We start from the raw sequence: 24,287 nt of genomic DNA, 5'->3' as shown, positions 1-24,287 counted from the left end.
TCGGAAATGGGATTGCGCGGACGCGCCTGCGGACAAGTTTTCGGAATTGGTAGAGGAAAGGTCAAGGCGGGAGCAAATGCAATCCGTGCATAGGCTCTGCCAAATTTGGAATTGGTCGGGCCTCGTTTGCTCGTGGTAATCGCGGGAAAACATAAAAAAAACGACTGGATTGGGGCAAACCCACCATTTTCCGAAAAATAAGGTCCGAAAGGGGATTTTCGATGATTTCAAGACGCAACCTGTTGATTGCCGGCGCCGCCGTTCCGTTCCTGTCCTATGCGCGCATCCCGGCCTTCGCCTCCACGCCGAAGGATATTCTGGTCGTTGCGCAGCAGCTGGACAACATGACGAGCCTTGACCCACATGAAGGTTTCGAGGCTGTCGGCGGTGAAATCATCTCCAACATGTATCAGAAGCTGGTGCGCGCCAACCGCGAGGATTCCACCAAGGTCGATCCCGTCATCGCCAAGTCGTGGGAAGCCGATGCGGACAGCAAGGTCTTCACCTTCACCATCGGCGACGACGCGACCTTCTCGAGCGGCGCCAAGGTCACGGCGGAAGACGTTGCCTTCTCGCTGCAGCGCGCCATCAAGATGAACAAGAGCCCGGCCTTCATCATAAGCCAGTTCGGCTTTGCGCCTGACAATGTCGAGACGACCATTGTTGCCGCCGACGAGAAGACGGTGAAGCTGACGACGGCGAGGCCGACCGCCATCTCCTTCCTGCTTTATTGCCTCTCGGCCAATATTGGCGCGATCGTCGAAAAGAAGGTGGTTCTTGCCAATGCTTCCGGTGAAGACCTCGGCAATGGCTGGCTGCAGAAGAACAGCGCCGGTTCCGGCGATTTCGTGCTGCAGGCCTGGAAACCCAGCGAAAGCGTCGCGCTCAACGTCAACCCGAACGGTCCCTACAAGGGCAACATCAAGCGTATCATCCTGCGCCACGTCACCGATCCGTCTTCCCAGCTGCTGATGCTGCAGAAGGGCGATATCGACATTGCCCGTGACCTGACCTCGGAGCAGCTGCGTACCGTCAAGGACGACGCCAATATCGAGCTGGAGCGCAAGTCCATCGCTTCGCTGGTGCTGATCTCGCTCAACCAGGGCAATGAGAACCTTGCGAAGCCGCAGGTCTGGCAAGCGATCAAGTGGGCGCTGGACTACAAGGGCATGCAGGAAAACATCGTGCCGCTGACGCACGAAATCCACCAGAGCTTCGAGCCGAAGGGCTTCCCCGGCGCCGTCAACGACATTCCGTTCCAGCGCGATGTCGAAAAGGCCAAGGCACTGATGGCCGAAGCCGGCCTTGCCGATGGTTTCGAAATCAGCATGGACCATTATTCCGCCCAGCCTTATCCGGATCTGGCGCAGGCCATCCAGGCAAACCTTGCCGATATCGGCATCAAGGTACGCCTGCAATCGGCCGAGAACCGCCAGGTTCTGACCAAGATGCGCGCCCGCGAACACCAGATGGCGCTGTCGGCCTGGGGCACGGATTATTTCGATCCGCATTCCAACGCCGATGTCTTCAACATCAACAAGGACAATGGCGACGACGCCAAGTCGAAGCCCTTCCTGTGGCGTTCGCGCTTCAAGAACGACGACTTTGCCGCCAAGGCGGAAGCCGCGCGTGACGAGAAGGATCCTGCAAAGCGCGTGGAGCTTTATGAAGCCCTGCAGCGCGAACACATGGAAAACAGCCCCTTCGTGTTCATGTTCCAGACCACCAAGACGGCAGCCTTCCGCAAGGGCGTTTCCGGTTTCGAACTCGGCGTTCTCTCTGAGGGCAATTCCTACCACGATGCGAAGAAAGCGTGACATTGAACAAGCGCGTTAAAAGCATATCGTCGATACTGAGCAGCGTCCTCCTGACGCTGTTCGGTTTGATGATCATCACCTTCATGATCGGGCGCGTCATGCCCGTCGATCCCGTCATCGCGGCGGTCGGCGACAATGCGCCCGAAGACGTCATCGTGCGGGTCCGGGCCGAAATGGGTCTCGACCAGCCGCTGGTCGTGCAGTTTTTCCATTATGTCACGCAGGTTCTGCATGGCGATTTCGGCAATTCGATCCTGACCCGCAATCCGGTCTGGATCGATATCAAGCGCGTTTTCCCCGCCACCTTCGAACTTGCCACCGCAGCGCTCATTCTTGCCGCGCTGATCGGCATTCCGCTTGGTGTCTGGGCCGCTGTCAAGCAGGGCAAGCTGACGGATCAGGTCATCCGCGTCGTCTGCCTTGCCGGCCACTCCGTGCCGGTCTTCATGCTGGCGCTTATTTCGCTGCTCGTCTTTTACGCCACGCTTGGCGTCGCACCGGGGCCCGGGCGTCAGGACATCATCTATGACGGCATGATCACGCAGGTTACCGGCCTGATGACGGTCGACACGCTGCTTGCGGGCGACTGGGACGCCTTTTACGACGCCATCGCCCATATGGTGCAGCCCGTCTGCATTCTCGCCTATTTCAGCATGGCCTATATCACCCGCATGACGCGCGCCTTCATGATCGACGCGCTGAAGGGCGAATATGTCATCACCGCCCGCGCCAAGGGGCTTTCTGCCATGACCGTGATCTGGGGACACGCCTTCCCGACGGTCGCCGTGCAGCTCGTCACGGTTCTCGCGCTCACCTATGCCGGCCTTCTCGAAGGCGCCGTGGTGACGGAAACCGTCTTCAGCTGGCCGGGCCTTGGTCAATATCTCACCGTCTCGCTCATGAACGCGGACATGAACCCCGTCGTCGGAGCAACCCTGTTGATCGGCTTCATCTATGTCGCCCTCAACCTGCTCGCAGACGTGCTTTACAGAGTTATGGATCCTCGCGTTCGATGATGTTAGCTAATTTCAGAAACTGGGCGCTGGATGAGACGCCGCATTCGCGAACACAGGCTGCCTGGGGCAACCGGTATCGCATCTGGCTCAACCTCAAGTCCAATCCGCTGGCGGTGGTCGGTCTAACGATCATCGTCCTCTTCATCGCGCTGTCGCTGCTGGCGCCGCTGCTCGCTCCCTACGATCCGGCGACGCAAAACCTCGGCAACCGTCTGGCGTTCCCGAGCGCCGAACACTGGTTCGGCACGGATGAGCTTGGTCGCGACATTCTCTCGCGTATTCTCTACGGTGGTCGCGTCACGCTTGGTATGGTCATTGCCGTCGTCGTTCTCGTGGCACCCATCGGTCTCGCCATCGGCTGCATCGCCGGTTATTTCGGCGGCATCGTCGATACGGTGCTGATGCGCGTGACGGACGTGTTTCTAGCGTTTCCGCGGCTCATCCTTGCGCTGGCCTTTGTCGCGGCGCTGAAACCGGGCGTCGAAAGCGCCATTCTCGCCATCGCGCTCACCGCCTGGCCGCCTTATGCGCGTCTGGCGCGCGCTGAAACCATGACGGTGCGCGGCAGCGATTTCGTCGCGGCCTATCGCCTGACCGGTGCTTCCGCCTGGCGCATCATCGCCCGGCATATCGCACCGCTATGCGTGCCGAGCCTTATCGTGCGCATCACGCTCGACATGAGCTCCATCATCATCACCGCCGCCAGCCTCGGCTTCCTCGGCATGGGCGCGCAGCCGCCTTCGCCGGAATGGGGCGCGATGATTGCGACAGCCAAGCGCTTCATCTTCGAACAATGGTGGGTCGCCACCATTCCCGGTATCGCCATCTTCCTCGTTTCGCTCGCCTTCAACTTCCTCGGCGATGGCCTGCGCGACGTTCTCGACCCGAAGGGACATTGAGCCATGCTGGTCGAAATCGAAAATCTGAAGATCGCCTTCCAGACCCGCACCAGCCGTTTCGAGGCGGTGCGTGGTGTCTCCATGAAACTCGGCACTGAAAAACTCGGCATCGTCGGCGAATCCGGTTCCGGCAAGAGCCTGACGGCGCGGGCGCTGATGAAGCTCCTGCCCTCCAATGCCGATATCCGCGCCGACAAGCTCGCCTTCGATGGCATCGACGTGCTGTCCGCCAGCGAAAGGCAGATGCGCCAGATCCGCGGCAAGCGGGCCGGCTTCATCCTGCAGGACCCGAAATATTCGCTGAACCCGGTGAAGACTATTGGTGCGCAGGTGGCCGAAGCATGGCGCACCCACAAGGGCGGCAGCAAGCGAGCCGCCATGGAAGCGGCAATCGCGCTGCTCGATCAGGTGAAAATCCGCAATCCGCGTCAGGTCGCCTCGTCCTATGCGCATGAGGTTTCAGGCGGTATGGGCCAGCGCGTGATGATCGCCATGATGCTCGCCCCCGATCCGGAGCTGCTGATTGCCGACGAACCGACCAGCGCGCTCGACGCCACGGTGCAGGCGGAAATCCTGCGGCTGATCGAGGAGCTGGTGTCGGAGCGGGGCATGGGTCTTATCCTCATCAGCCATGACCTGCCGCTCGTTTCGCATTTCTGCGATCGTGTTGCGGTGATGTATTCCGGCCGGGTGATGGAGGAGCTGAAGGCTTCCGAGCTTCTGAAAGCCCAGCATCCTTATACGCAGGGACTTTTGAACTGCATTCCCTCGCTGACGCATCCGCGCGAGCGTCTTCCCGTTCTCAACCGTGATGCAGCGTGGTCCAGCCAATGATCGACGTCGATAATCTCCGTATCAAGTTCGGCGACCGCGAAGTGGTGAAGGGCGTCTCCTTTTCGGTGGAAAAGGGCGGCAGCTTCGGCATCGTCGGTGAAAGCGGCTCGGGCAAGTCCACCATCCTGCGCGCCATGGCCGGCCTCAATGAAAGCTGGGAAGGGCGTATTGCCTTTGCCGGCAAGGATGCCCCTCTGCGTCGTACGCCGGAATTCTTCCGGCAGGTGCAGATGGTGTTTCAGGACCCCTACGGGTCGCTGCATCCGCGCCAGACCATCGACCGTATCCTCAGCGAACTGCCGCTGGTGCATGGCATGGACAATATCGAAAAGCGCATCCAGCAGGCGCTCTCGGATGTGGCGCTGCCGCAGGCGGTGCGGTTCCGTTTTCCGCATCAGCTTTCCGGTGGCCAGCGCCAGCGCGTGGCGATTGCCCGCGCCTTGATCGCCGATCCGCAGGTGCTGCTGCTTGATGAGCCGACTTCAGCGCTCGATGTGTCGGTGCAGGCGGAAATCCTCAACCTGTTGCAGGACCTGCGTGCCGCGCGCAACCTCACCTATATTCTCGTCAGCCACAATCTGGCTGTCATTGCGCATCTTTGCCCGCACGTGGGCGTGATGTTGAATGGGGAGATGGTGGAGCAGCTGAGCGCGGGTGATCTGCGCGAGGGACGGACAAAACATCCGCATACGGAAGAGCTGCGTAGCCTGAGCATCCGGCTGGAAGAGCCGGCCTGAGTCCACGCGACCATGGATCGAGCGGGTGCCGCTCGCTTCTTCTCCCCGGCGGGGAGAAGTCCGCGGCAGCGGGATGAGGGGGCCAGCTCTCCGCATATCGCTGGCGTCGCCCCCTCATCCAGCCCTTCGGGCCACCTTCTCCCCGGCGGGGAGAAGAAGCAAGCGGCGGTGCCGAGGCTTTTCTGTAAAGACGACGAGATAAGAGACCAAACCATGCCACAGCAACTCGACTGGAACGCCGCGTCAGCCCTTTCAGAGACCTTCGTCTCGCAGTGGACAGGCAACGAGCCGGGCGGGGCGGTCATCGGTTTTGATCTCGATGGTATCCGTTTTACCCATGCCGGCGGTGTCGAGAGCCTCTCGACCTTTGCACCATTCACCCCCCAGAGCGTGGTACGGTATGCCTCAGTCACCAAGCATGTCTTTTGCGCCATGGTTCTGGCCCATGCGGATCTGATCGGTCTCGATGATCCGCTCGGCAAACATCTGCCGGAGCTGCAATCGCCGCTGCGCGACGTCACGGTCGGGCAGGCGCTGGATATGAGCGGCGGCCTGCCGGACACGCGCGAGTGTCTCTCCTTGCTTGGGCTTTCCGTCTATACCGAAACGAAGGCCGGACCGCTTCTCGAATACCTGTCCCGGCTGACCCGGCTGAATTTCGATGCCGGCAGCGAGGTGTCCTATTCCAATACCGGTTACCGTCTGGTCGAAGCGGCGCTGGAGCGCCGGGGTTTCCGTTTCGACGATTTCGTGCAGACGCAGATTGCCGCGCCGTTCGACGTGTTTCTGAAAGCGCCTGACGTCTGGAACGATCCGGTCAACGGCCTGGTGCCGGGTTACTGGAAGTCTGAAGAGAACTGGCAGCTTTCTGCTGCCGGACTGCATATCTCCGCATCCGGCAGCCTTGCAGGCAGTGCCGACGCGCTGGCTCGCTGGCTGCAGGGGCTGATGCGGGGCGAGGGCAGCTTTGCGGGTGTTCTCGACAGGCTTTCGGCTGAGCGGCCGCTCGCCGACGGGCGGATGAGCGAATATGGCCTCGGTCTGCGCTGGTCGCATTTGGGCGGCCGCCGGTTTGTCGGCCACGGCGGTTCTCATCCCGGCTACAAAACTTACTTCCTGCTCGATCCCGAAAACGGCACGGGATTCGTCGTGGTGTCCAATCGCGAAGATACCAACGGTTTCAAGATCGCGCTTGAAAGCATGGCGGCTTTGACCGGCCTGCCTTTGCCCAAGCCGGCCGCCAACCTGCCGGAAGGCCTCTATGTCACCGAAAGCGGTCCGTGGTGGCTGGAGATCAAGGGCAGCACATCCACCTTCATCGATGGCGATGACACGCTCTATGAAGATGTCGATGGCTGGGTTTCTTCCCGCTCCGCATCGTCGCCCATGCGTCTGAGGCTTGAGGGCGATGCAATCGTCGGCGAGGCCGGCCACGCGACGCGCCGTTTCCTACCGGTCGGGGAGCATACGGTGCCGGATGATCTGTCGGGGTCGTGGCGTTCGGATGAGGGCGCTGAATTTTCGATCAACGGCTCCTCACTGACGATGGGCATCGGCCCCGTCCGCCGCAGCATGCCCTTGAAGGCGCTCGGCAATGGCCGTTTCCTCTTCACGCTGATTGATGGGCCATGGACGAAGCGTGTCTGCCTCAATCGTCTGGGGGACGACCGGATCGAGCTGGTTTGCAGCCGGGCGCGGATGATTGAATATTCACGGAGCCGCTAACGACTGAGACCCACCCCGTCGCGCGCCACATGCTCGGACCTGTCCAGAGGATGTGCAAGCCGAGGGATGACGAGAATGGGGCTCGGGCTATTTCCTCAACAGCCTGAAACCTCCTAACGGGTTTCAATCAGCTCCTATTCCTCCTAATAAAGAGCCGTGTTCCCGGCAGGCCGGGATGGCATCTTTGTGGGAGAACAGACCCTTGGAAGTCAAATGGCTCGAGGATTTCCTGGCATTGGCCGGAACGCTGAATTTTTCGAAGGCGGCGGATGAGCGGCATGTGACGCAATCGGCTTTCAGCCGGCGCATCAAGCAGCTGGAAGCCTGGGTGGGCGCGACGCTGGTCGATCGGGCATCCTATCCTTCCCGGCTGACAGAGGCGGGGGCGAAATTCGTGCCTGTCGCCCAGGAAACGCTGAAACAGCTTTACCACGCACGGCGCACGCTTCTTCAGGAGGAGGGGGCGGATGCCAGGACGGTGCGGCTGACGGCGCTGCATACTTTATCCTTCACCTTCTTTCCGGATTGGCTGAAACGGGTGAACGAGAAGGCCGGGCCGCTGTTTTCGGTTCTGCGGCCCGATTCCGGCAGCATGGAGGAAAACCTCAACTCACTGGTGGACGGGCAAAGCGATTTCCTTCTGACCTATGCCCATCCCGAAGTGCCGATGTTGCTCGATGCGCAGCTTTTCGAATTCCGCGTGCTGGGCGCCGAGAACATCATCCCGGTATCCGCGCCTGCGAATGATGGCTCGCCGCTGCATGCGCTGGTTGAAAATGCGCGAAAACCCTTTGCTTATCTGGATTATGAAAAGGCCTCTTTCTTCGGGCCTTTGCTTCGCGATCTCCTGAGCGCGCGGCTGCCGCAATTCGAGCGGGTGCATGAGGGCAGCATGTCGGTGGGGCTGAAGGCCATGGCGATGGCCGGCTGGGGTGTGGCCTGGGTACCGGAAAGCCTGATGCGGCACGAGCTTGATAGCGGCGCTCTGGTGCGGGCCGCAGACCCGACCTACGATATCGCGGTCGATATCAGGCTCTATCGCTCCAAGGAGAACCGCCGGCCCGTTGTCGAGCGCATCTGGGCGGTTCTCGAAGACTAGAGCATTCCGGCCGCGGTTCTCCGACTGGAATGTGATAAACAAAACGCGTTCGATCAGATCGCCGTGCGGCGTGCGTTTTCGAGGTAGAGCGCGCGCAGGCGGCTTACCATCGGTCCAGGCTTTCCGTTGCCTACCGGCTTGCCGTCGATCTTCGTGACCGAAACCACGAAGTTGGAGGCGCTGGTCAGGCAGGCTTCATCGGCATTCAGCGCCTCTTCCAGCGTGAAGGGGCGTTCCTCCAGCGTGAAGCCTGCTTCCTTTGCCAGTTGCAGGGCGGCGAGGCGGGTGCAGCCGGGCAGGGTCTTGTTGCTGTTGCCGCGGGTGATGATCTTCTTATCGGCGGTGACGATATAGGCGGTGGAGGACGCGCCTTCAGTGACGAAACCGTTCTCGATCATCCACGCCTCGTCACAGCCTTCGGCCTTCGCGATGCGCTTTGCCATGACCTGCGGAAGCAGGCAGACGGTCTTGATGTCGCGGCGTTCCCAGCGCTGGTCGGGAACCGACTTGACGGCGATCCCGACCTCTTCGACCGGAGTGCCGATCAGCTTCTTCGCCTGGGTGAACATGACCAGCGTCGGCTTCAGATCGGCAGAGAACAGGAAGTTGCGATCTTCCGCACCACGCGTCAGCTGCAGATAGATCATGCCTTCGACGAGATTGTTGTCGGCGATCAGGCGGCGTTCGGCCTCGACGATCTCCGCGGTCGTGACCGGCAGGGCCACGTCGATTTCGCGGGCGCTGCGCTCCAGCCGGGCCATATGCAGATCGCTGTCGATCAGTTTGCCTTCCAGAACCGATGTAACTTCGTAAATACCGTCGCCGAACAGAAAACCGCGGTCGAAGATGGAAAGGCGGGCGTCCGCTTCGGGCAGGAACTCGCCGTTGACGTAAACGATGCGACCGGATGGGCTAGTCATGAAAACTCCGTCTGGAAAAGTCAGGCTGAAAGAAGGGTTTTGAGGGCATCGATGGCAATGGCTTCGACCGTGGAGGCCTTGCCGGTGCCGGCATTGAAGCCGGTTGTCGTTTCTGCTGCGCAGAGCGAATTGAGGATCGCTTCCTCCGTCGCCTCTATCGTGGCTTCGAAGAGCGGCGAGATCGCGTCGTTGGAAAGCTCGGGGTAGTCCGTAACGGTCTTGCGGCGCGCAGGCGTGCGGCGCAGGCGCTGATCGGTGGAAAATGCCAGCGCATAATCACCGGAGCCATTACTGAGTGCCGCACCCGTGCGGGCAAGTCCGCCGAAGCTTCTGGCCGCCAAGCGCTTCAGATTGCGGGAAGAGAGCGGCGCGTCGGTGGCGACAATGATGACGATGGAGCCATCCTTGTCCTGGTGATCAGGGTTGACATAGGGTTTGCCGCAGACCAGCAGATGGCCGCCATAGTTGGATTGTACGAGAACGCCGATGGTGTAAGCATCACCGGCAATGGTGACGAGGCGGGAGGCGGTGCCGATGCCGCCCTTCATGCCGAAGGCGACCGTGCCGGTTCCTGCGCCCACCCCGCCCTCTGCGATGGGGCCGATGGTCGCATTTTTCAACGCGGACGAGATTTCCTCAACGGTGGGGCGGCCGGCGCGGATGTCGTTCAGGCGGGAATCGTTGGTCTCGCCGACGACGGCATTGATCGAGACGACTTTTTCATTCCCCGGCTGCCCCAGCGTATGGCGGTTGATCGCCTCGATGGCACGACCGGTTGCCAGCGTATTGGTGAGGATAACTGGCGTTTCGAGTTCGCCCAATTCCTCAATCTGGGTTGAGCCTGCAAATTTGCCGAAGCCGTTATAAACGGCGAAGGCGGCGGGCACCTTGTCCTGAAACAGGTTGCCGTCATGCGGCAGGATCGCGGTTGCGCCGGTGCGTATTTTGTCTCCTTCGATGACGGTCGAATGGCCAACGGCCACCCCTTCGACATCGGTGATGGCGTTGAGCCGGCCGGTTTCGAAATGGCCGGGCCGGAAACCGATATCGCGCAGTCTCGGGCGGGTCGTCTGATGCATCGGGCGATCACTTTTGCGGAATGCGGGCTGAGGTCGAGGCGAGCGCATCTTGCGAAAAGCTTTGCTCTGACTTGACGTTAGCCTAGTTCGCCGGGAAACGGCATCGCAAAAATGGAATAGTTTTATGCGGGCAATGGATGCCCTCAGGAGGCGCGCAGCGCGGGTTCGCCATCACGCTCCAGCCAGTGCCGCATTGCGTCTTCCGTCTCTTCGCGCGTCGGTGCGCCGGCCCGGCCGCCGAAGACTGTGCATTTGAGCGCGGCAGCAACGGAGGAGAGGCGGATGGCGGCGCGGCTTTCCATGCGCTCAGCCATTGCGAGCGCAAACGTGCCGTGGAAAACATCGCCCGCCGCCAGTGTGTCGATTGCTTCGATGGACATCGTCTCCTGAAAATGCACCTTGGGATCACCCGCCTCGGTCCACCAGCAACCGGCTGGTCCGGCGGTAACGGCGATGAAGGTCTCAGGGTAGCGAGCATGCAGCACCGGCAGCATGTCTTTCACCGTTTCAAGCCCCGTCAGCCGGGCAGCTGCGGGTTCGGAAAAGACGATATGGCTCGCGGCTGGCGCAAGCTTCTCAAGGATTTCGACGGGTGCAACGTCTCCATCGAGAATCGCGGGTTTGCCAAGCGTGCGCGCCACCGTGAGCACATCAAGCGCCAGTTCCGGCCAGCGCACATCCACCAGAACGGCGTCGAAAGGCGCGATGTCTTGCGGCGTGCACGACCGCTTCTTCTCGTGCAGCCGGTGATCGTAGAACGGCACGATCAGCCGCTCTCCCCTGTTATCGATGATAATCGTTGACAGGGCCGAGCGTGCGCCGGTCGCGACCGTCATACCGCTCGTGTTGATGCCGCTTTCGCTAAGATCGCGAAGGATACGGCTTCCGGTCTCGTCGTCGCCCACCGCTCCCCATAGGCTGGCGCGGCCGCCCATGCGATGCACGGCATAGGCAGCGCTGGACGCCATGCCTTCGGCGATCTGCAGCATTTCATAGGGCAGGACCTTGCCTTCACCCTTTGGCATGTCGTGAACGCGAAACAGGGTGTCGAGCACGGCTGCCCCCACGCAGAGGACATGCTTGCCGCCCTGATTGTCTGCCATGCTGCTCACTCCTGCCGTGTTCAAATACGCTTGCCGCTGTCTTTGTCGAACAGATGCACCGTTGCCGGATCGATGGCAATGTGGATCGTATCGCCGAAGCGGACATTGAGGCGTTCGCGGAACAGGCAGGCGATGTCGTCGCTCTTGCAATCGAGTTTGGCATAGATTTCCGATCCGGTGCCTTCGACCAGTTCGACCCGGCCTTCAATGCCGGTCTCGGCCGCGCGGATATGTTCCGGGCGCACGCCGTAGACCAGGTCTCGGCCGCCGAGCTTGCCGATATCGGCATGGGCGGGCAGCGGCAGGCTGAGACCCTTGGCAGTGCGGAAGACGCCTTCTTCGACCCGGCCGCGAATGAAGTTCATGGCGGGTGAGCCGATGAAGCCGGCAACGAAGAGGTTGGCGGGATTGTCGTATAGCTCCAGCGGTGCGCCGATCTGTTCGATCACGCCGTCATGCAGCACCACGATCTTGTCGGCCATGGTCATGGCTTCCACCTGGTCGTGTGTGACGTAGATGGTCGTCGTGCCGATGCGCTGGTGCATGGCCTTGATCTCGCCGCGCATCTGCACGCGCAGCTTCGCGTCGAGATTGGAGAGCGGTTCATCGAACAGGAAGACCTGCGGATCGCGCACCAGCGCGCGGCCCATGGCGACACGCTGACGCTGGCCGCCGGAGAGCTGGCGCGGATAACGGTCGAGCAGTTTTTCCAGCCCGAGAATGGCGGCCGCCCTATCGACCTTGGTTTTGGTTTCCTCGGCGCTCACCTTCTTCAGCTTCAGCGCGAAGCCCATATTATCCTTCACCGTCATGTGCGGATAAAGCGCGTAGTTCTGGAAGACCATGGCGATATTGCGGTCGCGGGCGGGCAGGTGGCTGACCTCGCGCGGGCCGATATGGATTTCGCCATCGCTCAGCTCTTCCAGCCCTGCAATCATGCGCAGCAGGGTGGATTTGCCGCAGCCGGAAGGACCGACGAGGACGACGAATTCGCCATCCTTGATGTCGATATCGATGCCGTGGATGACGTTGACGGAGCCGAAGCGCTTCTGGACGTTTTGGATATTGACCGGTGCCATGTGCAGGTTCCCGTATTTATTTGTTTGATGGTTCAGCCGCCCTTGACGGCGCCGGCGGTCAGGCCCGCCACGATCTGTTTCTGTGCGAACATGGTGAGCAGCAGCACTGGCAGCGTCACAATCAACGCGGCTGCAGCCAGCGGACCCCAGCTCACCTGTTCGAAGGACAGCATGTTGTAGACCGCGACCGGCAGGGTGCGGGTTTCACGGCTGGCCAGCACGATGCCGAAGACGAAGTTGTTCCACGAGAAGATGACCGCCAGAATGAAGGAGACGACGATGCCGGGCTTGGCGATCGGTAGCGCCACGAGGCGAAACACCTGCCAGGAGGATGCGCCATCAATGCTTGCGGCCTCTTCTAGCTCCTTCGGCGTCGTCTCGAAATAACCGATCATGATCCAGACGACGATCGGCACCGTCACGACAAGATGGATGATGATCTGCGGCCAGAGCGTGCCGAGCAAATTCAGCCATTGGAACAGCAGGAACAGCGGAATGAGGAAAGAAAGGCCGGGTGTCATGCGGGCGATCATGATCACGACGGCGGATTTTTCCGCCTTCAGCCGCGCGATGCCGTAACCGGCGGGAACGCCGATGACGAGCGCCAGAATGGTGGCCGCCCCTGTCACGAGAACCGAATTCCAGAAATAGAGGAAGAAATTGTTCTCTTCGAACACCTTCACATAGTTCGACCAGGCGAAGCGTTCGGGGATGAGGATCGGCGGATAGGCGCCGTTGTCGATTTCATATTTCAGCGACAGCGAGATCATCCAGATGAAGAACAGGATGACCGGCGAAATCATCACCAGCGCCACGAAGAACAGGCCGAGCCGGTCGAGATTTCTGCGTTTCAGGATTTTTGCGGACATCAGTGTTCCTCCATCTCGTTCCATTGCGAGCGCTGGCGCACCATCAGAAGCACGAAGGAAAGCGCCACGATGATGATGAAGAAGACGACGGCCATGGCCGAGCCGTAACCGATGTCGTAATAAGCAAACGCCGTATTGTAGAGATAGATGTTGATGGTTTCGGAGGCCGTGCCCGGCCCGCCCTGGGTCATCGCATAGATGATGTCGAAGCTCTTGACGGCATCGATGGAGCGGATGATGACGGCGATCATCAGGAACGGCGCGATCATCGGCATGGTCAGGTAGCGAAATTTCTGCCAGGCATTGGCGCCGTCGATTTCCGCGCTTTCATAGGGTTCGCGCGGAACAGCCGCCAACCCACCGAGCACGATCAGCATGACGAGCGGCGTCCATTGCCAGGTTTCCACCAGCACCAGCGACGGAATGACGGTCGACTGATTGTAGATCCATTCCAGCGGGCCGATGTGGATGAAGGACAGGAGATAGTTCAGGACGCCGAGCTGCGGATGGAACATCATCGTCCAGACCAGCGCGATGGCGACCGGGGTCGCCATCATCGGCATGACGAAAACGCCGCGCAGAAAACCGCGCAGCGGAAACTGCGCATCGAAAACCAGCGCCGCCAAAGTTCCGAGAAACAGCGGGGCAACGACCGACAGCACGGTATAAACGAGCGTGTGCCAGAGCGATTCCCAGAACCTGGCGTCGCTTGCGAGCCTCACGTAATTCTCGAAACCGATAAAGCTCTGCTCCTGTCCGAGCGTCCAGCGATGCGCGCTCATCCAGAGCGTGAAGACCCATGGAAAAACGATGACAGCCGAAATGACGACCAGTGCCGGTATGACGAAAGGCCAGTAGTTGGGAGCAAGCCTTGCCGGCCTGCTCCCTTCTTTGCGACTGGCGCCTGTCTTGGTGTTTTCGATGCTCACGGAGGCCATTATCCCTCGCTACGCGCCAGAACGGGTGTGAACTGTTCCGTTGCCTTCTTGAGTTCCGCCGCCGGGTCGGCGCCGCCGATCATGTTGGTGAGGCCGACGCCGTAGATGTCGCGGAACTCCGTCACCGGAATGATAACGGGAAGGGCAAGCTGCGAGACCTTGCCGGAACCGACGACCGCATCCAGCCAGGCAGCCGGCATCTTGACGCCCTCGCGCACCTTCTGGTCTTCGAGGATGGACTGGCGGAACGGAACGCCGGCGCCCGCCTGCAAAAGGCGAGCGCCCATTTCATGCGAAATCGCCCATTGGCAGAAGAGGTAAGCGGCTTCCTTCTTGCTGCTGGCTTCGACGACACCGAGGCCATCACCGAATGTGCCAGCGGCCTGCGCTGCCGGGCCCTTCGGCATGACGCCATAACCGACCTTGCCAACGACGCGGGATTTTTCCGGGTTCTCGATCGGCGGCGCAAAACCGACGCCATCGAACCACATGCCGATCTTGCCCTGCAGGAAGGCAGACTGCGCTTCCGCCCAGTTGAAGCCGGAGACGCCTGGAGGCGCGGCTTTGGTCATCAGGCGCTGATAGAGCTTGGCCGCTTCAACCGCCTCCTTGGACTCGGTGTTGACCTTGCCGTCGACAATCGGCTTTGCGCCGTAGCCGAGCATCAGCGAGGTCCAGACCGGCGTATTGGCGTTCTTGAGGCCACGCGCCACGAAACCATAGGTATTGGTTGCGGGATCGGTGATTTTTTCCGCCGCCGTTACCAGCTCCTCGAAAGTTTCAGGGTATTTCAGGCCCTTGGCTTCGAAGAGCTCCTTGTTCCAGTAGACGATCCAGTAATCCACCGAGAAGGGCAGCGAGCGCAGCACGCCGTCGCTGTCCTTGGCGAACAGCATGCCGGCCTCGGCAAAGTCCTTTTCGGCCAACGACGGATCGGTGAGTGACGGGTCTTTCAGGAAGCCGCTGATATCAGCCAGCCACTTGCCCTTTTCGAACTGGCGCTTCTGCACATGGTAGCTCAGATGCACCACGTCGAAGCTCGGCTTGCCGGAGGAAAGTTCAATCACCACCTTCTGGCGCTGCTGCTGTTCCGGTGTCGCTTCGGCGTTGACCTTGATGCCGGTCAGTTCTTCGAACTCGCCGAGATATTTGATCAGCGTTTCGCTGCGCGGGCTTTTGACGAGGTTGACTTCGAGCGTCGTGCCCGCGTGTTTCTTCCAGTTCACCGCCGCCGATGCCGGGCGAATGCCGAGCACCGCGCTGCCGCCAAGCGCCGCCGTGCCTGCCAGAAAGGCGCGGCGCGTGGGGTTGAGCAATGAATGCGTCATGTCTGTTCTCCTCCAGTTAGCCGGAAATTCTCCTCACCCCGGCTTGTTGCTTATTCCCTGCAAGGCCGGCGCAGACCCTCTTTGTCCCGCCGGATTTGCCTTAAACCGCCAGCGCCCTGTCCCTTGCGTTGCGGATATGGGCGGTCAGCCGTTCCACGGCGTCTTCCACGGATCGCCTCTCGATGGCTTCGAGAATGGCGAGATGTTCCTTCATGACCGACTTCACATGGCCGGCGATGCGAAAGCGCTCCTGATTGATGAGGCGCATCTTGATGGAATTGACCCGGTAGGCATTCGAGATGATCGAATTGCCGAGCGCATCAATGAAGGCATCGTGCATGCCCCAATCCACCTGCTGCGCGTGCTGTTCCAGTTCCGGCGATTCCCCGCCATTTTCGGCCGCTTCGGCGATATCGCGGTGCTGTTTCAACAGTTTCGCAATAGCTGCGTCTGAGGCAGAACGGGTAAACAGCGCCACGGCTTCCTTTTCGAGGAAGATACGGAACTGGAATGCTTCGCGGATGAGATTGATGTCGATATGGGCGACCTGTAATCCCCGCTGCGGCACGGTCTTGATCAGCCCTTCCGCCTCCAGCCGCGGAATTGCCTCTCGGATCGCGCCGAGGGGTAGACCTGTCAGTTCCACAAGGCGGCGCTGCGAGATGAATTGCCCCGGGCGAACATCACGCGAGAGAAGGTGATGCGTAAAGCTTTCATACGCCCGTTCCCGCAATGTCTGTTCGCCGGCGTCGTCCATGCTCAACCTTTCAGCTCCGTTCAGGCGGCCTGCCTGCGAAACAGCGCGTCGAAAGCGCCTTCGATCTGCCGCCGATCCTCAGGTGAAATCGCCACCAGCGGTGCACGCACATCCGACCAGATATTTTCCCCTGTCGTGTGTGATACCAGCACCTTGACGGCTGGTGTAACCGGGAATTTCAGAAGTTCCACAACAAGATCCTCGACGCGCTTGTCATCCTTGCCGTCGACGGCCATGGCGCGCACTTCCTGGGTCAGGAAATTGGCGACGCCGGAGATGGCGCCTTGACCGCCGAGGCGAACACCCTTGGCCAAGTCGCGCTCGTCGCCGATCAGGATGGCGAGATCGCCGTGCTCTTTCAGCAAGCGCTCGGTGTGGCTCCAGTTGCCCGAGGAATCCTTCACGCCCGTGACGACGCCGGGAAATGCCTTTTTCAACCTTCCGACCAGTTCTACGGACAAGGTGACCATGGTTACGGAAGGAATATTGTAGACGAGAATGTCGCGTGCATCCTTGCCGATTTTTTCGAACACCGCCGAGAACCAGGCAAACAGGCCGTCATCGCTGACATTCTTGAAATAGGAGGGGGGCGCGAGCAGAATATTGCGGGCACCGGCTTTCAGCGCTTCCGCCGACTGGTCGGCCGCGTCCTCAACGGAATCCACCAGAACGCCAGTGACCAGACGGGCAGGCGCAACACCCGCCTCGATGAAGCGGGAGAGAATGACCTGCCGCTCGCGGCTGCCGATCGAGCATCCTTCGCCCGTCGTACCGAAAAGCGTCACGCTGTCGCAACCATTGGACAGGCAGCGGCGGGCATGGGCGATCATGGCATCGATATCGACCGTTCCGTCCGTTTTGAAAGGGGTTGTCAGGGCTGCCGAAAGGCCGAATTTCTGGGTCAATTAAGATGCTCCTCCAAGGTGACTACGAATTGATGGCATGCTGACATGTTAGTTGTAAAGAGCTAATTGCAATATGATTGTCCGGAAGTGCGATTTGAGGTTTCTCTTCGTTTCAGGCCGCGCCGTCAGGTGTTGAGACGAAGGGTCAAGGAAGCTTAGAGTAGGCTGTCCTGCCAGGGAGATGGCGGCCCCATGCTCTTTCCAAGGCGTGTCGATAGTGCGAAAATAAATTTGACTGTTGGAGTAAAGATTTTTATCAGGCAGTCTGAATATAGGGATAAAGGGACCATCATCATGACCATCGCCGAGCCGGCAGCGCCTGTAGCAGAGATCGAGCAGAGCCGCGTCAAGCGCCTGAAAGCTGCAACGCGCGCTGCGCATGGCGATCTGGATGCCTTCATCATGGCGGCGAAGCCGTTCGAGAGCCGGGAGAACTTCGGCAAATTCGTGGAAACGCAATATCTCTTCCACCGCGATCTCGATGCCTTTTTCTCCAATCACACGCTTGATGGTCTGCTCCCCGACCTCAAGGGCCGTCGTCGTCTTCCCATGATCGAGCAGGACCTTGCCGATCTCGGTCTTGCCATTCCGGAAACGTCCGAACCGCGCTTTACCGCCGAAACGCCCTTCGATCTGCCGGAGGCTATGGGCTGGCTTTACGTGGTCGAGGGCTCCAATCTTGGCGCTGCCTTCCTGCTGAAGGATGCAGCCAAGCTCGGTCTGGATGAAGAATTCGGCGCGCGCCATCTGGCCGGCGCACCGGAAGGACGTGGCCTGCACTGGCGCACCTTTACTGCGGCCCTCGATGAAATTTCGCTGACGGTGGAAGAAGAAGAGCGTGTTGTTGCCGGCGCTGAAGAGGCGTTTCGGGCGGTCCATGCTTATGCGCAGCAGCGGATGGGCTGAGGGTTTCGCATAACTGCGCGGTTGTTGTCCTCATCGCGCAGAAATGCCCCCTCGCGCGTGCGCATTTGATTCAGTCTTAGCTCCCTACCGCCGTCACCCCGGACTTGATCCGGGGTCCGGTGCGATCAAGTCCTTGATCGCGAAAGATTCTATTCACGGCGCAGACGCGCCGTGGCTGGATGCCGGATCGGGTCCGGCATGACGGAGAAGAGCCTTCGGATTTCTTAAATCAGTCTGCGACTGTGGTAGGGGCCACTTGCCTTTGATGTGCCGCTCTCGATATTTGCTGAATAAACAGGCAAATATTTTTACCAAATGATAAAAAATTTGCCTTTCGGTCAAGGCTTGATCTGTCCCGAAATTTTATCCATTTGATAAAATTATTTTATTTGGTCTGGCACAGAACCTGCTACTCTTTTGGCAAGTCAGGAGACACCTGACGCAAAAAAGGGAACAGCAAAATGGAAGTTGGTGTTTTTATCCCGATCGGGAACAATGGGTGGCTTCTTTCCGAAAACGCGCCGCAATACAAGCCGAGCTTCGACCTGAACAAGGCGATCACGCTCAAGGCGGAGCAATATGGTTTTGACTTTGCGCTGTCGATGATCAAGTTGCGCGGCTTTGGCGGCAAGACCGAATTCTGGGATTACAATCTGGAATCCTTCACGCTGATGGCGGGGCTGGCCGCCGTCACGTCAAAGATCAAGCTGTTCGGCACCGCCGCCACGCTGGTGATGCCGCCGGCGATCGTTGCGCGTATGGCGACGACGATCGATTCCATTTCCGGTGGCCGTTTCGGCATCAACCTCATTACCGGCTGGCAGCGGCCGGAATATAGCCAGATGGGTCTTTGGCCGGGTGACGATTATTTCGGCGACCGCTACGAATATCTCGGCGAATATACGACTGTGCTGAAAGAGCTGCTGACGGAAGGTCAGTCGGACTACAAGGGCAAGTTCTTCCAGATGGACGATTGCCGCATGAAGCCGGTGCCGCAGGGTGATGTGAAGCTCATCTGCGCCGGGTCGTCCAATTCCGGCATGGCGTTTTCGGCCAAATTCGCCGACTACAGCTTCTGCTTCGGCGTTGGCGTCAACACGCCAAAGGCCTTTGCGCCCACCAATGAGCGGCTTCTGGCGGCAACGGAAAAGTCCGGCCGCGAGGTTAAATCCGTGGTGCTGACCATGATTCTTGCCGAGGAAAAATCCGAAGATGCCTGGGCGAAGTGGGAGTATTACAAGGCAGGTGCCGATGAAGACGCCATCAAGTGGCTTGGCCTGCAGAGCGCCGTTGACACCAAATCCGGCTCCGACACCAATGTCCGGCATATGTCCAACCCCGTCTCTGCGGTCAATATCAACATGGGAACGTTGATCGGCTCCTATGAGGAAGTGGCGGCCATGCTGGATGAAATGAGCGAGGTGCCGGGAACGGGGGGCGTGATGCTGACCTTCGATGATTTCCTCGAAGGGGTCGAAAAATTCGGCAAATACGTGCAGCCGCTGATGAAGAGCCGCGCGCATGTTCGAGCGGCACGGGAGGCAGCGGAATGAGCGAAGCCGTCGTGGCAGGTTACAAGGGCCCGGAGAGCCGTTCGGAAAGCGTGACGCTTCCCGCAAGGCCGGAGCCGATTACCCTGAAACCCAGCGAGACCGCCGTTGTCGTAGTCGACATGCAGAACGCCTATTCGACCGAGGGCGGTTACGTCGATCTGGCCGGGTTCGATATCTCAGGCGCAAAAGGCACCATCGCCAACATCAAGAAGACGCTGGATGCGGCGCGGGCCGCCGGTGTCCAGGTCATCTATTTCCAGAATGGCTGGGACAAGGACTATGTCGAGGCGGGCGGGCCGGGTTCGCCCAACTGGCACAAGTCCAATGCGCTGAAGACCATGCGCAAAAGGCCGGAACTGCAGGGCCAGCTGCTGGCCAAGGGCACATGGGACTACGCCATTGTCGATGAGCTGCAACCGCAGCCCGGCGATATTCTGGTGCCGAAAACGCGTTACAGCGGTTTCTTCAACACCAATATGGACAGCGTGTTGCGCGCCCGCGGCATCCGCAATCTGGTCTTTGTCGGCATCGCCACCAATGTCTGCGTGGAAAGCTCGCTGCGCGATGCCTTCCACCTCGAATATTTCGGGGTGATGCTGGAGGATGCCACCCATCATCTCGGTCCGGACTTTATTCAGCAGGCGACGGTCTACAATGTCGAGAAGTTTTTCGGCTGGGTTGCCACCGTCAATGATTTCTGCGGCGTGATTTCGCAGGCAGCCCCCGTCACCGATTGATTGAGAACCACAAAGAGGAGAACGAAATGCCGAAAACGATCATCGTGCCCGTTGGCACCAGCAAACCCATCGCTCCCTTTTCGCCGGGAACCCTCGCCGATGGCGTGGTTTACGTGTCCGGCACGCTGCCCTTCGACAAGGACAACAATGTCGTGCATGTGGGCGATGCCAGCGCGCAGACCCGCCATGTTCTGGAAACCATCAAGTCGGTCATCGAGACCGCCGGCGGCACGATGGAAGACGTGACGATGAACCACATCTTCATCACCGACTGGGCGAATTATCAGGCCGTCAACGCGGTCTATGCGGAATATTTCCCCGGCGACAAGCCGGCGCGTTATTGCATCCAGTGCGGCCTCGTCAAGCCCGACGCGCTGGTGGAAATCGCCACCGTCGCCCATATCGGTAAATAGGGCGAAAAGGCAGATGATGCATTTCGAGGTTCATGGTCGCACCGAGCCTGAGGCCCCCACTATACTGTTGTCCTCGGGACTGGGCGGATCGGGTGCTTACTGGACGCCGCAGATCGAGGCTCTTTCCGGCCATTTCCGGGTCGTCACCTATGACCATCGCGGAACAGGCAGGACAGGCGGCGAGGTGCCGCTCGATGGCGGCATTTCCGCCATGGCGGATGATGTGCTGGAAATTGTCTCAGCCCTGAACCTCGAAAAATTCCACTTCATGGGACATGCCCTCGGTGGCCTGATCGGCCTTGATATCGCGCTGCGGCGGCCCGGCCTTATCGACCGGCTGGTGCTTATCAACGCGTGGAGCAAGGCCGATCCGCATTCCGAGCGCTGCTTTGATGTGCGGATTGAGCTTCTGGAAAAGTCGGGCGTCGAGGCTTTTGTCAGAGCGCAGCCGCTGTTCCTTTATCCGGCGGCGTGGATGTCTGACAATCAGGAGCGGCTGGCACGGGACGATGCCCATGGCGTGGCGCATTTTCAGGGCAAGGACAATGTGCTCCGCCGCATTGCGGCGCTGCGGGCCTTCGATATGGACGCACGGCTTGGCGAGATAGGGAGCCCGGTGCTGGTGGTGGCAACGAAGGACGATCTTCTGGTGCCCTATACCCGCTCGTTGCGTCTTGCCGACGGTTTGCCGCAAAGCGAGCTTTGCCTTCTCGATTTCGGGGCTCACGCGGTCAATATTACCGAACCCGACCTTTTCAACGCCCGGCTTTTGCAGTTTCTGCTGCCGGTTGACCAAACATTCTGACAGGATTTTAGAGCACGATGACGAAAGCACTGGATGATGCAGCACTCGCAACGCTTTTCACCGAAGCACGCACCCACAATGGCTGGACGGACAAGCCGATCAGTGACGAGACGCTGCACGCGCTTTACGACCTGACGAAGATGGGACCGACTTCGGCCAATTGCTCGCCGGCACGTTTCGTCTTCGTGCGCAGCCCGGAAGCCAAGGAAAAGCTTCGGCCGGCACTCTCCTCGGGCAATCTCGAAAAGACCATGGCCGCGCCGGTCACCGTCATCGCTGCCATCGACAGCGAATTTTACGAGAAACTGCCGGAACTGTTTCCGCACGCCGATGCGCGTTCGTGGTTTACCTCCAGCCCTGCCGTGGCCGAAGAAACTGCCTTTCGCAATGCCACGCTTCAGGCCGGATATCTGATCCTTGCCGCCCGCGCGCTGGGGTTGGATACCGGGGCCATGTCCGGTTTCGACAAGGGCAAGGTGGATGCGGCGTTTTTTGCCGGCACGACGTGGAAATCCAATATCCTCATCAATCTCGGTCATGGCGATCCGTCAAAACTCTTTGGCCGCCTGCCGCGCCTTGGCTTTGACGACGCCTGTGTGCTGGCTTGATGGCCTGTTAAGGAAGGATGGGTTAGATGCAGATGATGTCTCTTGAAAAGGAAGCGGCAATGGAGACGAAGACTGCAGAGCAACGCAGCCTCGATTATAGAAACGCCATGGCGCGGCTCGGTGCGGCGGTCAATATCGTCACGACGGATGGCGCCGCAGGCCGGGCAGGCTTCGCCGCGACGGCGGTTTGCAGCGTTTCCGACAATCCTCCCACGCTTCTCATCTGCCTCAACCGCAATTCTTCCGCTTACAGGGTGGTGAAGGCCAATGGTGTGGTCTGCGTCAACACGCTCGCCGCCCATCATGAGGTGCTGAGCACGCTTTTCGGCGGCAAGACGCCTGCCGAGGAACGTTTCGCTGCGGGCAACTGGGGCGTGCTCGAAACCGGTGCGCCGGTTCTCGAAGATGCGCTCGTCTCATTCGATTGCCGTATCCGCGAGGCCCATGACGGCGGCACGCACGATATTCTCATCTGCGAGGTTGTGGATATGAAGATCAATGCGGGTGATGAGGCGCTGATGTATTTCAACCGGCGTTACCGGGTGCTTTGAAGGCGGTCTATCGACAACATCCCGCGGGACGATTCTGTTTGGCGCGGCCATAGCATCCGCACACCGTCACCCCGGACGAAACGTATAGTCGTTTCTCAGAAATTCGAAGGGCGTTCCCGGTCTCCCGGAAACGCCCTTCTCATTTACTTGATCAACGGCAGAAGGTCGTTGATCGACTTTTTCGCATCGCCATAGAACATCCGCGTATTGTCCTTGTAGAACAGCGGATTCTCGATGCCGGAATAGCCCGTGCCCTGGCCGCGCTTGGAGACAATGACGAGTTTCGACTTCCACACTTCCAGAACCGGCATGCCCGCGATGGGCGAGTTGGGGTCGTCCTGCGCTGCCGGGTTGACGATGTCGTTGGAGCCGATGACGATGACGACGTCGGTGCTTGGGAAATCGTCGTTGATCTCGTCCATTTCGAGCACGATGTCGTAAGGCACCTTCGCTTCGGCGAGCAGCACGTTCATGTGGCCCGGAAGACGGCCAGCCACCGGATGGATGGCGAAGCGCACGGTCTTGCCGTCGGCGCGCAGCTTGCGGGTCAGTTCCGATACGGCCGATTGCGCCTGCGCCACCGCCATGCCGTAACCGGGCACGATGATGACGCTGTCGGCGTCGTTCAGCGCTGCGGCCACGCCTTCGGCGTCGATCGCGACCTGTTCGCCCTCGATTTCCATCGCCGGGCCCGTCGTGCCGCCGAAGCCGCCGAGGATGACCGAGATGAAGGAGCGGTTCATCGCCTTGCACATGATGTAGGAGAGAATCGCACCCGAGGAGCCGACCAGCGCGCCCGTGACGATCAGCAGATCGTTGCCGAGCGTGAAGCCGATGGCTGCTGCCGCCCAGCCGGAATAGCTGTTCAACATCGAGACGACGACAGGCATGTCGGCGCCGCCAATGCCCATGATCAGGTGGTAACCGATAAAGAAGGCGGCAAGCGTCATCAGGACGAGCGTCCATGCGCCTGCGCCGTTGCAATACATGATGAGCAGCACGAGCGACAGGATCGCAGCACCAGCGTTCAGCAGATGCCCGCCCGGCAGCTTCTTCGCCTTGCCATCCACCTTGCCGGCAAGCTTGCCGAAGGCAACGACAGAGCCGGTGAAGGTCACCGCGCCGATGAAAACGCCGAGGAAGACCTCGACCTTCATGATCGCCAGTTCCACCGGCGTCTTGTGGGCGAGGATAGCGGAAAAGCCCGTCAGCAAGGAACGCGCGGTTTCATCGAGCGAGGCGACATGCGCTTCCTCGATATGGGCGTTGAAGCCGATGAAAACGGCGGCAAGGCCGACGAAGGAGTGAAGCGCCGCCACAAGCTGCGGCATCTCGGTCATCTGTACACGGCTTGCGACGAAGTAGCCGAGCACGGAGCCGCCGGCCAGCATCAGGAGCACGACGAGCCATTGCCCGACGCCCTTGCTGATTTCAGGGCCGAAGACGGTGGCGATGATGGCGAGGCCCATGCCTGTTATGCCGTACCAGACGGCACGTTTGGCGCTTTCCTGGCCGGAGAGACCGCCGAGCGAGAGGATGAAAAGAACGGCTGCGGCAACATAGGCCGCGGAAACAATACCAATGATCATTTATTTGATTCCCCGCTTGG

General features: G+C 60.0%; 24 protein-coding genes. 14 read left to right on the top strand and 10 right to left on the bottom strand.

Annotated elements, in window-relative coordinates; translation table 11 throughout:
• The first annotated feature begins 221 nt into the window (after positions 1-221).
• From HQN82_RS10510 to HQN82_RS10480, 7 genes are all read left to right on the top strand, one after another.
• Positions 222-1,817: an ABC transporter substrate-binding protein gene (locus tag HQN82_RS10510; protein WP_173614866.1), complete on the top strand. Its 1,596-nt coding sequence runs from the start codon at positions 222-224 to the stop codon at positions 1,815-1,817.
• Positions 1,818-1,819: 2 nt separating this feature from the next.
• Positions 1,820-2,833: an ABC transporter permease gene (locus tag HQN82_RS10505; protein WP_034498671.1), complete on the top strand. Its 1,014-nt coding sequence runs from the start codon at positions 1,820-1,822 to the stop codon at positions 2,831-2,833.
• Positions 2,830-3,732, top strand: a complete 903-nt coding sequence (gene nikC / locus HQN82_RS10500) for a nickel transporter permease (protein ID WP_004443520.1) — start codon at positions 2,830-2,832, stop codon at positions 3,730-3,732. Before HQN82_RS10505 ends, nikC begins: the two co-directional genes overlap by 4 nt.
• A 3-nt stretch (positions 3,733-3,735) precedes the next feature.
• Positions 3,736-4,566 carry an ABC transporter ATP-binding protein gene (locus tag HQN82_RS10495; protein ID WP_004443518.1) on the top strand — a complete coding sequence of 277 codons (831 nt, stop codon included), beginning with the start codon at positions 3,736-3,738 and terminating at the stop codon, positions 4,564-4,566.
• Positions 4,563-5,303, top strand: coding sequence for an ABC transporter ATP-binding protein (locus HQN82_RS10490; RefSeq protein WP_077987235.1), 741 nt, complete (start codon positions 4,563-4,565; stop codon positions 5,301-5,303). Before HQN82_RS10495 ends, HQN82_RS10490 begins: the two co-directional genes overlap by 4 nt.
• A gap of 213 nt (positions 5,304-5,516) precedes the next feature.
• Positions 5,517-7,028, top strand: coding sequence for a serine hydrolase domain-containing protein (locus tag HQN82_RS10485; protein WP_112765896.1), 1,512 nt, complete (start codon positions 5,517-5,519; stop codon positions 7,026-7,028).
• A 202-nt stretch (positions 7,029-7,230) separates the two neighbouring features.
• The gene (locus tag HQN82_RS10480) at positions 7,231-8,127 is read left to right on the top strand and encodes a LysR substrate-binding domain-containing protein (RefSeq protein WP_004443513.1); all 897 of its coding nucleotides are present in this window, start codon (positions 7,231-7,233) and stop codon (positions 8,125-8,127) included.
• A gap of 53 nt (positions 8,128-8,180) precedes the next feature.
• Here the strand turns inward: HQN82_RS10480 and HQN82_RS10475 are convergent, their stop codons facing one another.
• The 9 genes from HQN82_RS10475 to HQN82_RS10435 all read right to left on the bottom strand — a co-directional run bounded on the left by HQN82_RS10475 (position 8,181) and on the right by HQN82_RS10435 (position 17,105).
• Positions 8,181-9,047 carry a D-amino-acid transaminase gene (locus tag HQN82_RS10475; RefSeq protein WP_112765895.1) on the bottom strand — a complete coding sequence of 289 codons (867 nt, stop codon included), beginning with the start codon at positions 9,045-9,047 and terminating at the stop codon, positions 8,181-8,183.
• Positions 9,048-9,067: 20 nt separating this feature from the next.
• Positions 9,068-10,126 carry a DmpA family aminopeptidase gene (locus HQN82_RS10470; protein ID WP_112765894.1) on the bottom strand — a complete coding sequence of 353 codons (1,059 nt, stop codon included), beginning with the start codon at positions 10,124-10,126 and terminating at the stop codon, positions 9,068-9,070.
• Between the two features lie 143 nt (positions 10,127-10,269).
• On the bottom strand, positions 10,270-11,229 hold the full coding sequence (locus HQN82_RS10465; protein ID WP_112765893.1) for a sugar kinase: 960 nt from the start codon (positions 11,227-11,229) through the stop codon (positions 10,270-10,272).
• 20 nt (positions 11,230-11,249) lie between these two features.
• Positions 11,250-12,308 (bottom strand): ABC transporter ATP-binding protein, encoded by a 1,059-nt coding sequence (locus HQN82_RS10460; RefSeq protein WP_173614865.1) that lies wholly within the window; start codon positions 12,306-12,308, stop codon positions 11,250-11,252.
• Between the two features lie 32 nt (positions 12,309-12,340).
• Positions 12,341-13,162: a carbohydrate ABC transporter permease gene (locus HQN82_RS10455; protein ID WP_169538611.1), complete on the bottom strand. Its 822-nt coding sequence runs from the start codon at positions 13,160-13,162 to the stop codon at positions 12,341-12,343.
• Between the two features lie 14 nt (positions 13,163-13,176).
• Positions 13,177-14,115, bottom strand: a complete 939-nt coding sequence (locus HQN82_RS10450; protein WP_004443501.1) for a carbohydrate ABC transporter permease — start codon at positions 14,113-14,115, stop codon at positions 13,177-13,179.
• Positions 14,115-15,443 carry an ABC transporter substrate-binding protein gene (locus HQN82_RS10445; RefSeq protein ID WP_045532247.1) on the bottom strand — a complete coding sequence of 443 codons (1,329 nt, stop codon included), beginning with the start codon at positions 15,441-15,443 and terminating at the stop codon, positions 14,115-14,117. The genes HQN82_RS10450 and HQN82_RS10445 overlap by 1 nt, the downstream gene beginning before the upstream one ends.
• Before the next feature lie 100 nt (positions 15,444-15,543).
• A complete protein-coding gene (locus HQN82_RS10440) occupies positions 15,544-16,200 on the bottom strand; it encodes a GntR family transcriptional regulator (RefSeq protein WP_112765892.1) in 657 nt (218 codons plus the stop codon).
• A gap of 20 nt (positions 16,201-16,220) precedes the next feature.
• Entirely contained in the window at positions 16,221-17,105 is an 885-nt protein-coding gene (locus HQN82_RS10435) for a dihydrodipicolinate synthase family protein (protein ID WP_112765891.1), read from the bottom strand.
• A 294-nt stretch (positions 17,106-17,399) separates the two neighbouring features.
• On the opposite strand from HQN82_RS10435, the gene HQN82_RS10430 reads away from it, so the two are divergent.
• The 7 genes from HQN82_RS10430 (at position 17,400) to rutF (ending at position 22,678) form a co-directional block, all read left to right on the top strand.
• A complete protein-coding gene (locus HQN82_RS10430; protein WP_112765890.1) occupies positions 17,400-18,011 on the top strand; it encodes a biliverdin-producing heme oxygenase in 612 nt (203 codons plus the stop codon).
• A 461-nt stretch (positions 18,012-18,472) separates the two neighbouring features.
• Positions 18,473-19,564, top strand: a complete 1,092-nt coding sequence (gene rutA, locus HQN82_RS10425; RefSeq protein ID WP_112765889.1) for a pyrimidine utilization protein A — start codon at positions 18,473-18,475, stop codon at positions 19,562-19,564.
• On the top strand, positions 19,561-20,301 hold the full coding sequence (rutB, locus tag HQN82_RS10420) for a pyrimidine utilization protein B (RefSeq protein WP_004443492.1): 741 nt from the start codon (positions 19,561-19,563) through the stop codon (positions 20,299-20,301). Before rutA ends, rutB begins: the two co-directional genes overlap by 4 nt.
• Before the next feature lie 26 nt (positions 20,302-20,327).
• Entirely contained in the window at positions 20,328-20,714 is a 387-nt protein-coding gene (rutC, locus tag HQN82_RS10415) for a pyrimidine utilization protein C (protein WP_112765888.1), read from the top strand.
• Between the two features lie 13 nt (positions 20,715-20,727).
• Positions 20,728-21,519 (top strand): pyrimidine utilization protein D, encoded by a 792-nt coding sequence (rutD, locus tag HQN82_RS10410; protein ID WP_162699326.1) that lies wholly within the window; start codon positions 20,728-20,730, stop codon positions 21,517-21,519.
• Between the two features lie 17 nt (positions 21,520-21,536).
• Positions 21,537-22,127, top strand: a complete 591-nt coding sequence (locus HQN82_RS10405) for a malonic semialdehyde reductase (protein WP_173614864.1) — start codon at positions 21,537-21,539, stop codon at positions 22,125-22,127.
• A 26-nt stretch (positions 22,128-22,153) separates the two neighbouring features.
• Positions 22,154-22,678, top strand: a complete 525-nt coding sequence (gene rutF, locus HQN82_RS10400; RefSeq protein WP_004443483.1) for an NADH-dependent FMN reductase RutF — start codon at positions 22,154-22,156, stop codon at positions 22,676-22,678.
• Positions 22,679-22,821: 143 nt separating this feature from the next.
• Here the strand turns inward: rutF and HQN82_RS10395 are convergent, their stop codons facing one another.
• Positions 22,822-24,267 carry an NAD(P)(+) transhydrogenase (Re/Si-specific) subunit beta gene (locus tag HQN82_RS10395; RefSeq protein WP_112765887.1) on the bottom strand — a complete coding sequence of 482 codons (1,446 nt, stop codon included), beginning with the start codon at positions 24,265-24,267 and terminating at the stop codon, positions 22,822-22,824.
• Positions 24,268-24,287: the final 20 nt, after the last annotated feature.

The sequence above is a fragment of the Agrobacterium pusense genome, from assembly GCF_013285525.1.
GTDB lineage: Bacteria > Pseudomonadota > Alphaproteobacteria > Rhizobiales > Rhizobiaceae > Agrobacterium > Agrobacterium pusense.
This window is presented reverse-complemented; position numbering and strand designations above follow the sequence as displayed.

What these genes read in the sequence shown, in the direction of transcription:
- HQN82_RS10475 (WP_112765895.1), bottom strand. Translation starts at nt 9,047, where the DNA reads ATGACTAGCCCATCCGGTCGCATCGTTTACGTCAACGGCGAGTTCCTG.
- nikC (WP_004443520.1), top strand. Translation starts at nt 2,830, where the DNA reads ATGATGTTAGCTAATTTCAGAAACTGGGCGCTGGATGAGACGCCGCAT.
- HQN82_RS10450 (WP_004443501.1), bottom strand. Translation starts at nt 14,115, where the DNA reads ATGGCCTCCGTGAGCATCGAAAACACCAAGACAGGCGCCAGTCGCAAA.
- rutD (WP_162699326.1), top strand. Translation starts at nt 20,728, where the DNA reads ATGATGCATTTCGAGGTTCATGGTCGCACCGAGCCTGAGGCCCCCACT.
- HQN82_RS10460 (WP_173614865.1), bottom strand. Translation starts at nt 12,308, where the DNA reads ATGGCACCGGTCAATATCCAAAACGTCCAGAAGCGCTTCGGCTCCGTC.
- HQN82_RS10430 (WP_112765890.1), top strand. Translation starts at nt 17,400, where the DNA reads ATGACCATCGCCGAGCCGGCAGCGCCTGTAGCAGAGATCGAGCAGAGC.
- HQN82_RS10445 (WP_045532247.1), bottom strand. Translation starts at nt 15,443, where the DNA reads ATGACGCATTCATTGCTCAACCCCACGCGCCGCGCCTTTCTGGCAGGC.
- HQN82_RS10495 (WP_004443518.1), top strand. Translation starts at nt 3,736, where the DNA reads ATGCTGGTCGAAATCGAAAATCTGAAGATCGCCTTCCAGACCCGCACC.
- rutC (WP_112765888.1), top strand. Translation starts at nt 20,328, where the DNA reads ATGCCGAAAACGATCATCGTGCCCGTTGGCACCAGCAAACCCATCGCT.
- HQN82_RS10395 (WP_112765887.1), bottom strand. Translation starts at nt 24,267, where the DNA reads ATGATCATTGGTATTGTTTCCGCGGCCTATGTTGCCGCAGCCGTTCTT.
- HQN82_RS10465 (WP_112765893.1), bottom strand. Translation starts at nt 11,229, where the DNA reads ATGGCAGACAATCAGGGCGGCAAGCATGTCCTCTGCGTGGGGGCAGCC.
- HQN82_RS10440 (WP_112765892.1), bottom strand. Translation starts at nt 16,200, where the DNA reads ATGGACGACGCCGGCGAACAGACATTGCGGGAACGGGCGTATGAAAGC.
- HQN82_RS10485 (WP_112765896.1), top strand. Translation starts at nt 5,517, where the DNA reads ATGCCACAGCAACTCGACTGGAACGCCGCGTCAGCCCTTTCAGAGACC.
- HQN82_RS10470 (WP_112765894.1), bottom strand. Translation starts at nt 10,126, where the DNA reads ATGCATCAGACGACCCGCCCGAGACTGCGCGATATCGGTTTCCGGCCC.
- rutF (WP_004443483.1), top strand. Translation starts at nt 22,154, where the DNA reads ATGCAGATGATGTCTCTTGAAAAGGAAGCGGCAATGGAGACGAAGACT.
- HQN82_RS10510 (WP_173614866.1), top strand. Translation starts at nt 222, where the DNA reads ATGATTTCAAGACGCAACCTGTTGATTGCCGGCGCCGCCGTTCCGTTC.
- rutA (WP_112765889.1), top strand. Translation starts at nt 18,473, where the DNA reads ATGGAAGTTGGTGTTTTTATCCCGATCGGGAACAATGGGTGGCTTCTT.
- HQN82_RS10405 (WP_173614864.1), top strand. Translation starts at nt 21,537, where the DNA reads ATGACGAAAGCACTGGATGATGCAGCACTCGCAACGCTTTTCACCGAA.
- HQN82_RS10490 (WP_077987235.1), top strand. Translation starts at nt 4,563, where the DNA reads ATGATCGACGTCGATAATCTCCGTATCAAGTTCGGCGACCGCGAAGTG.
- rutB (WP_004443492.1), top strand. Translation starts at nt 19,561, where the DNA reads ATGAGCGAAGCCGTCGTGGCAGGTTACAAGGGCCCGGAGAGCCGTTCG.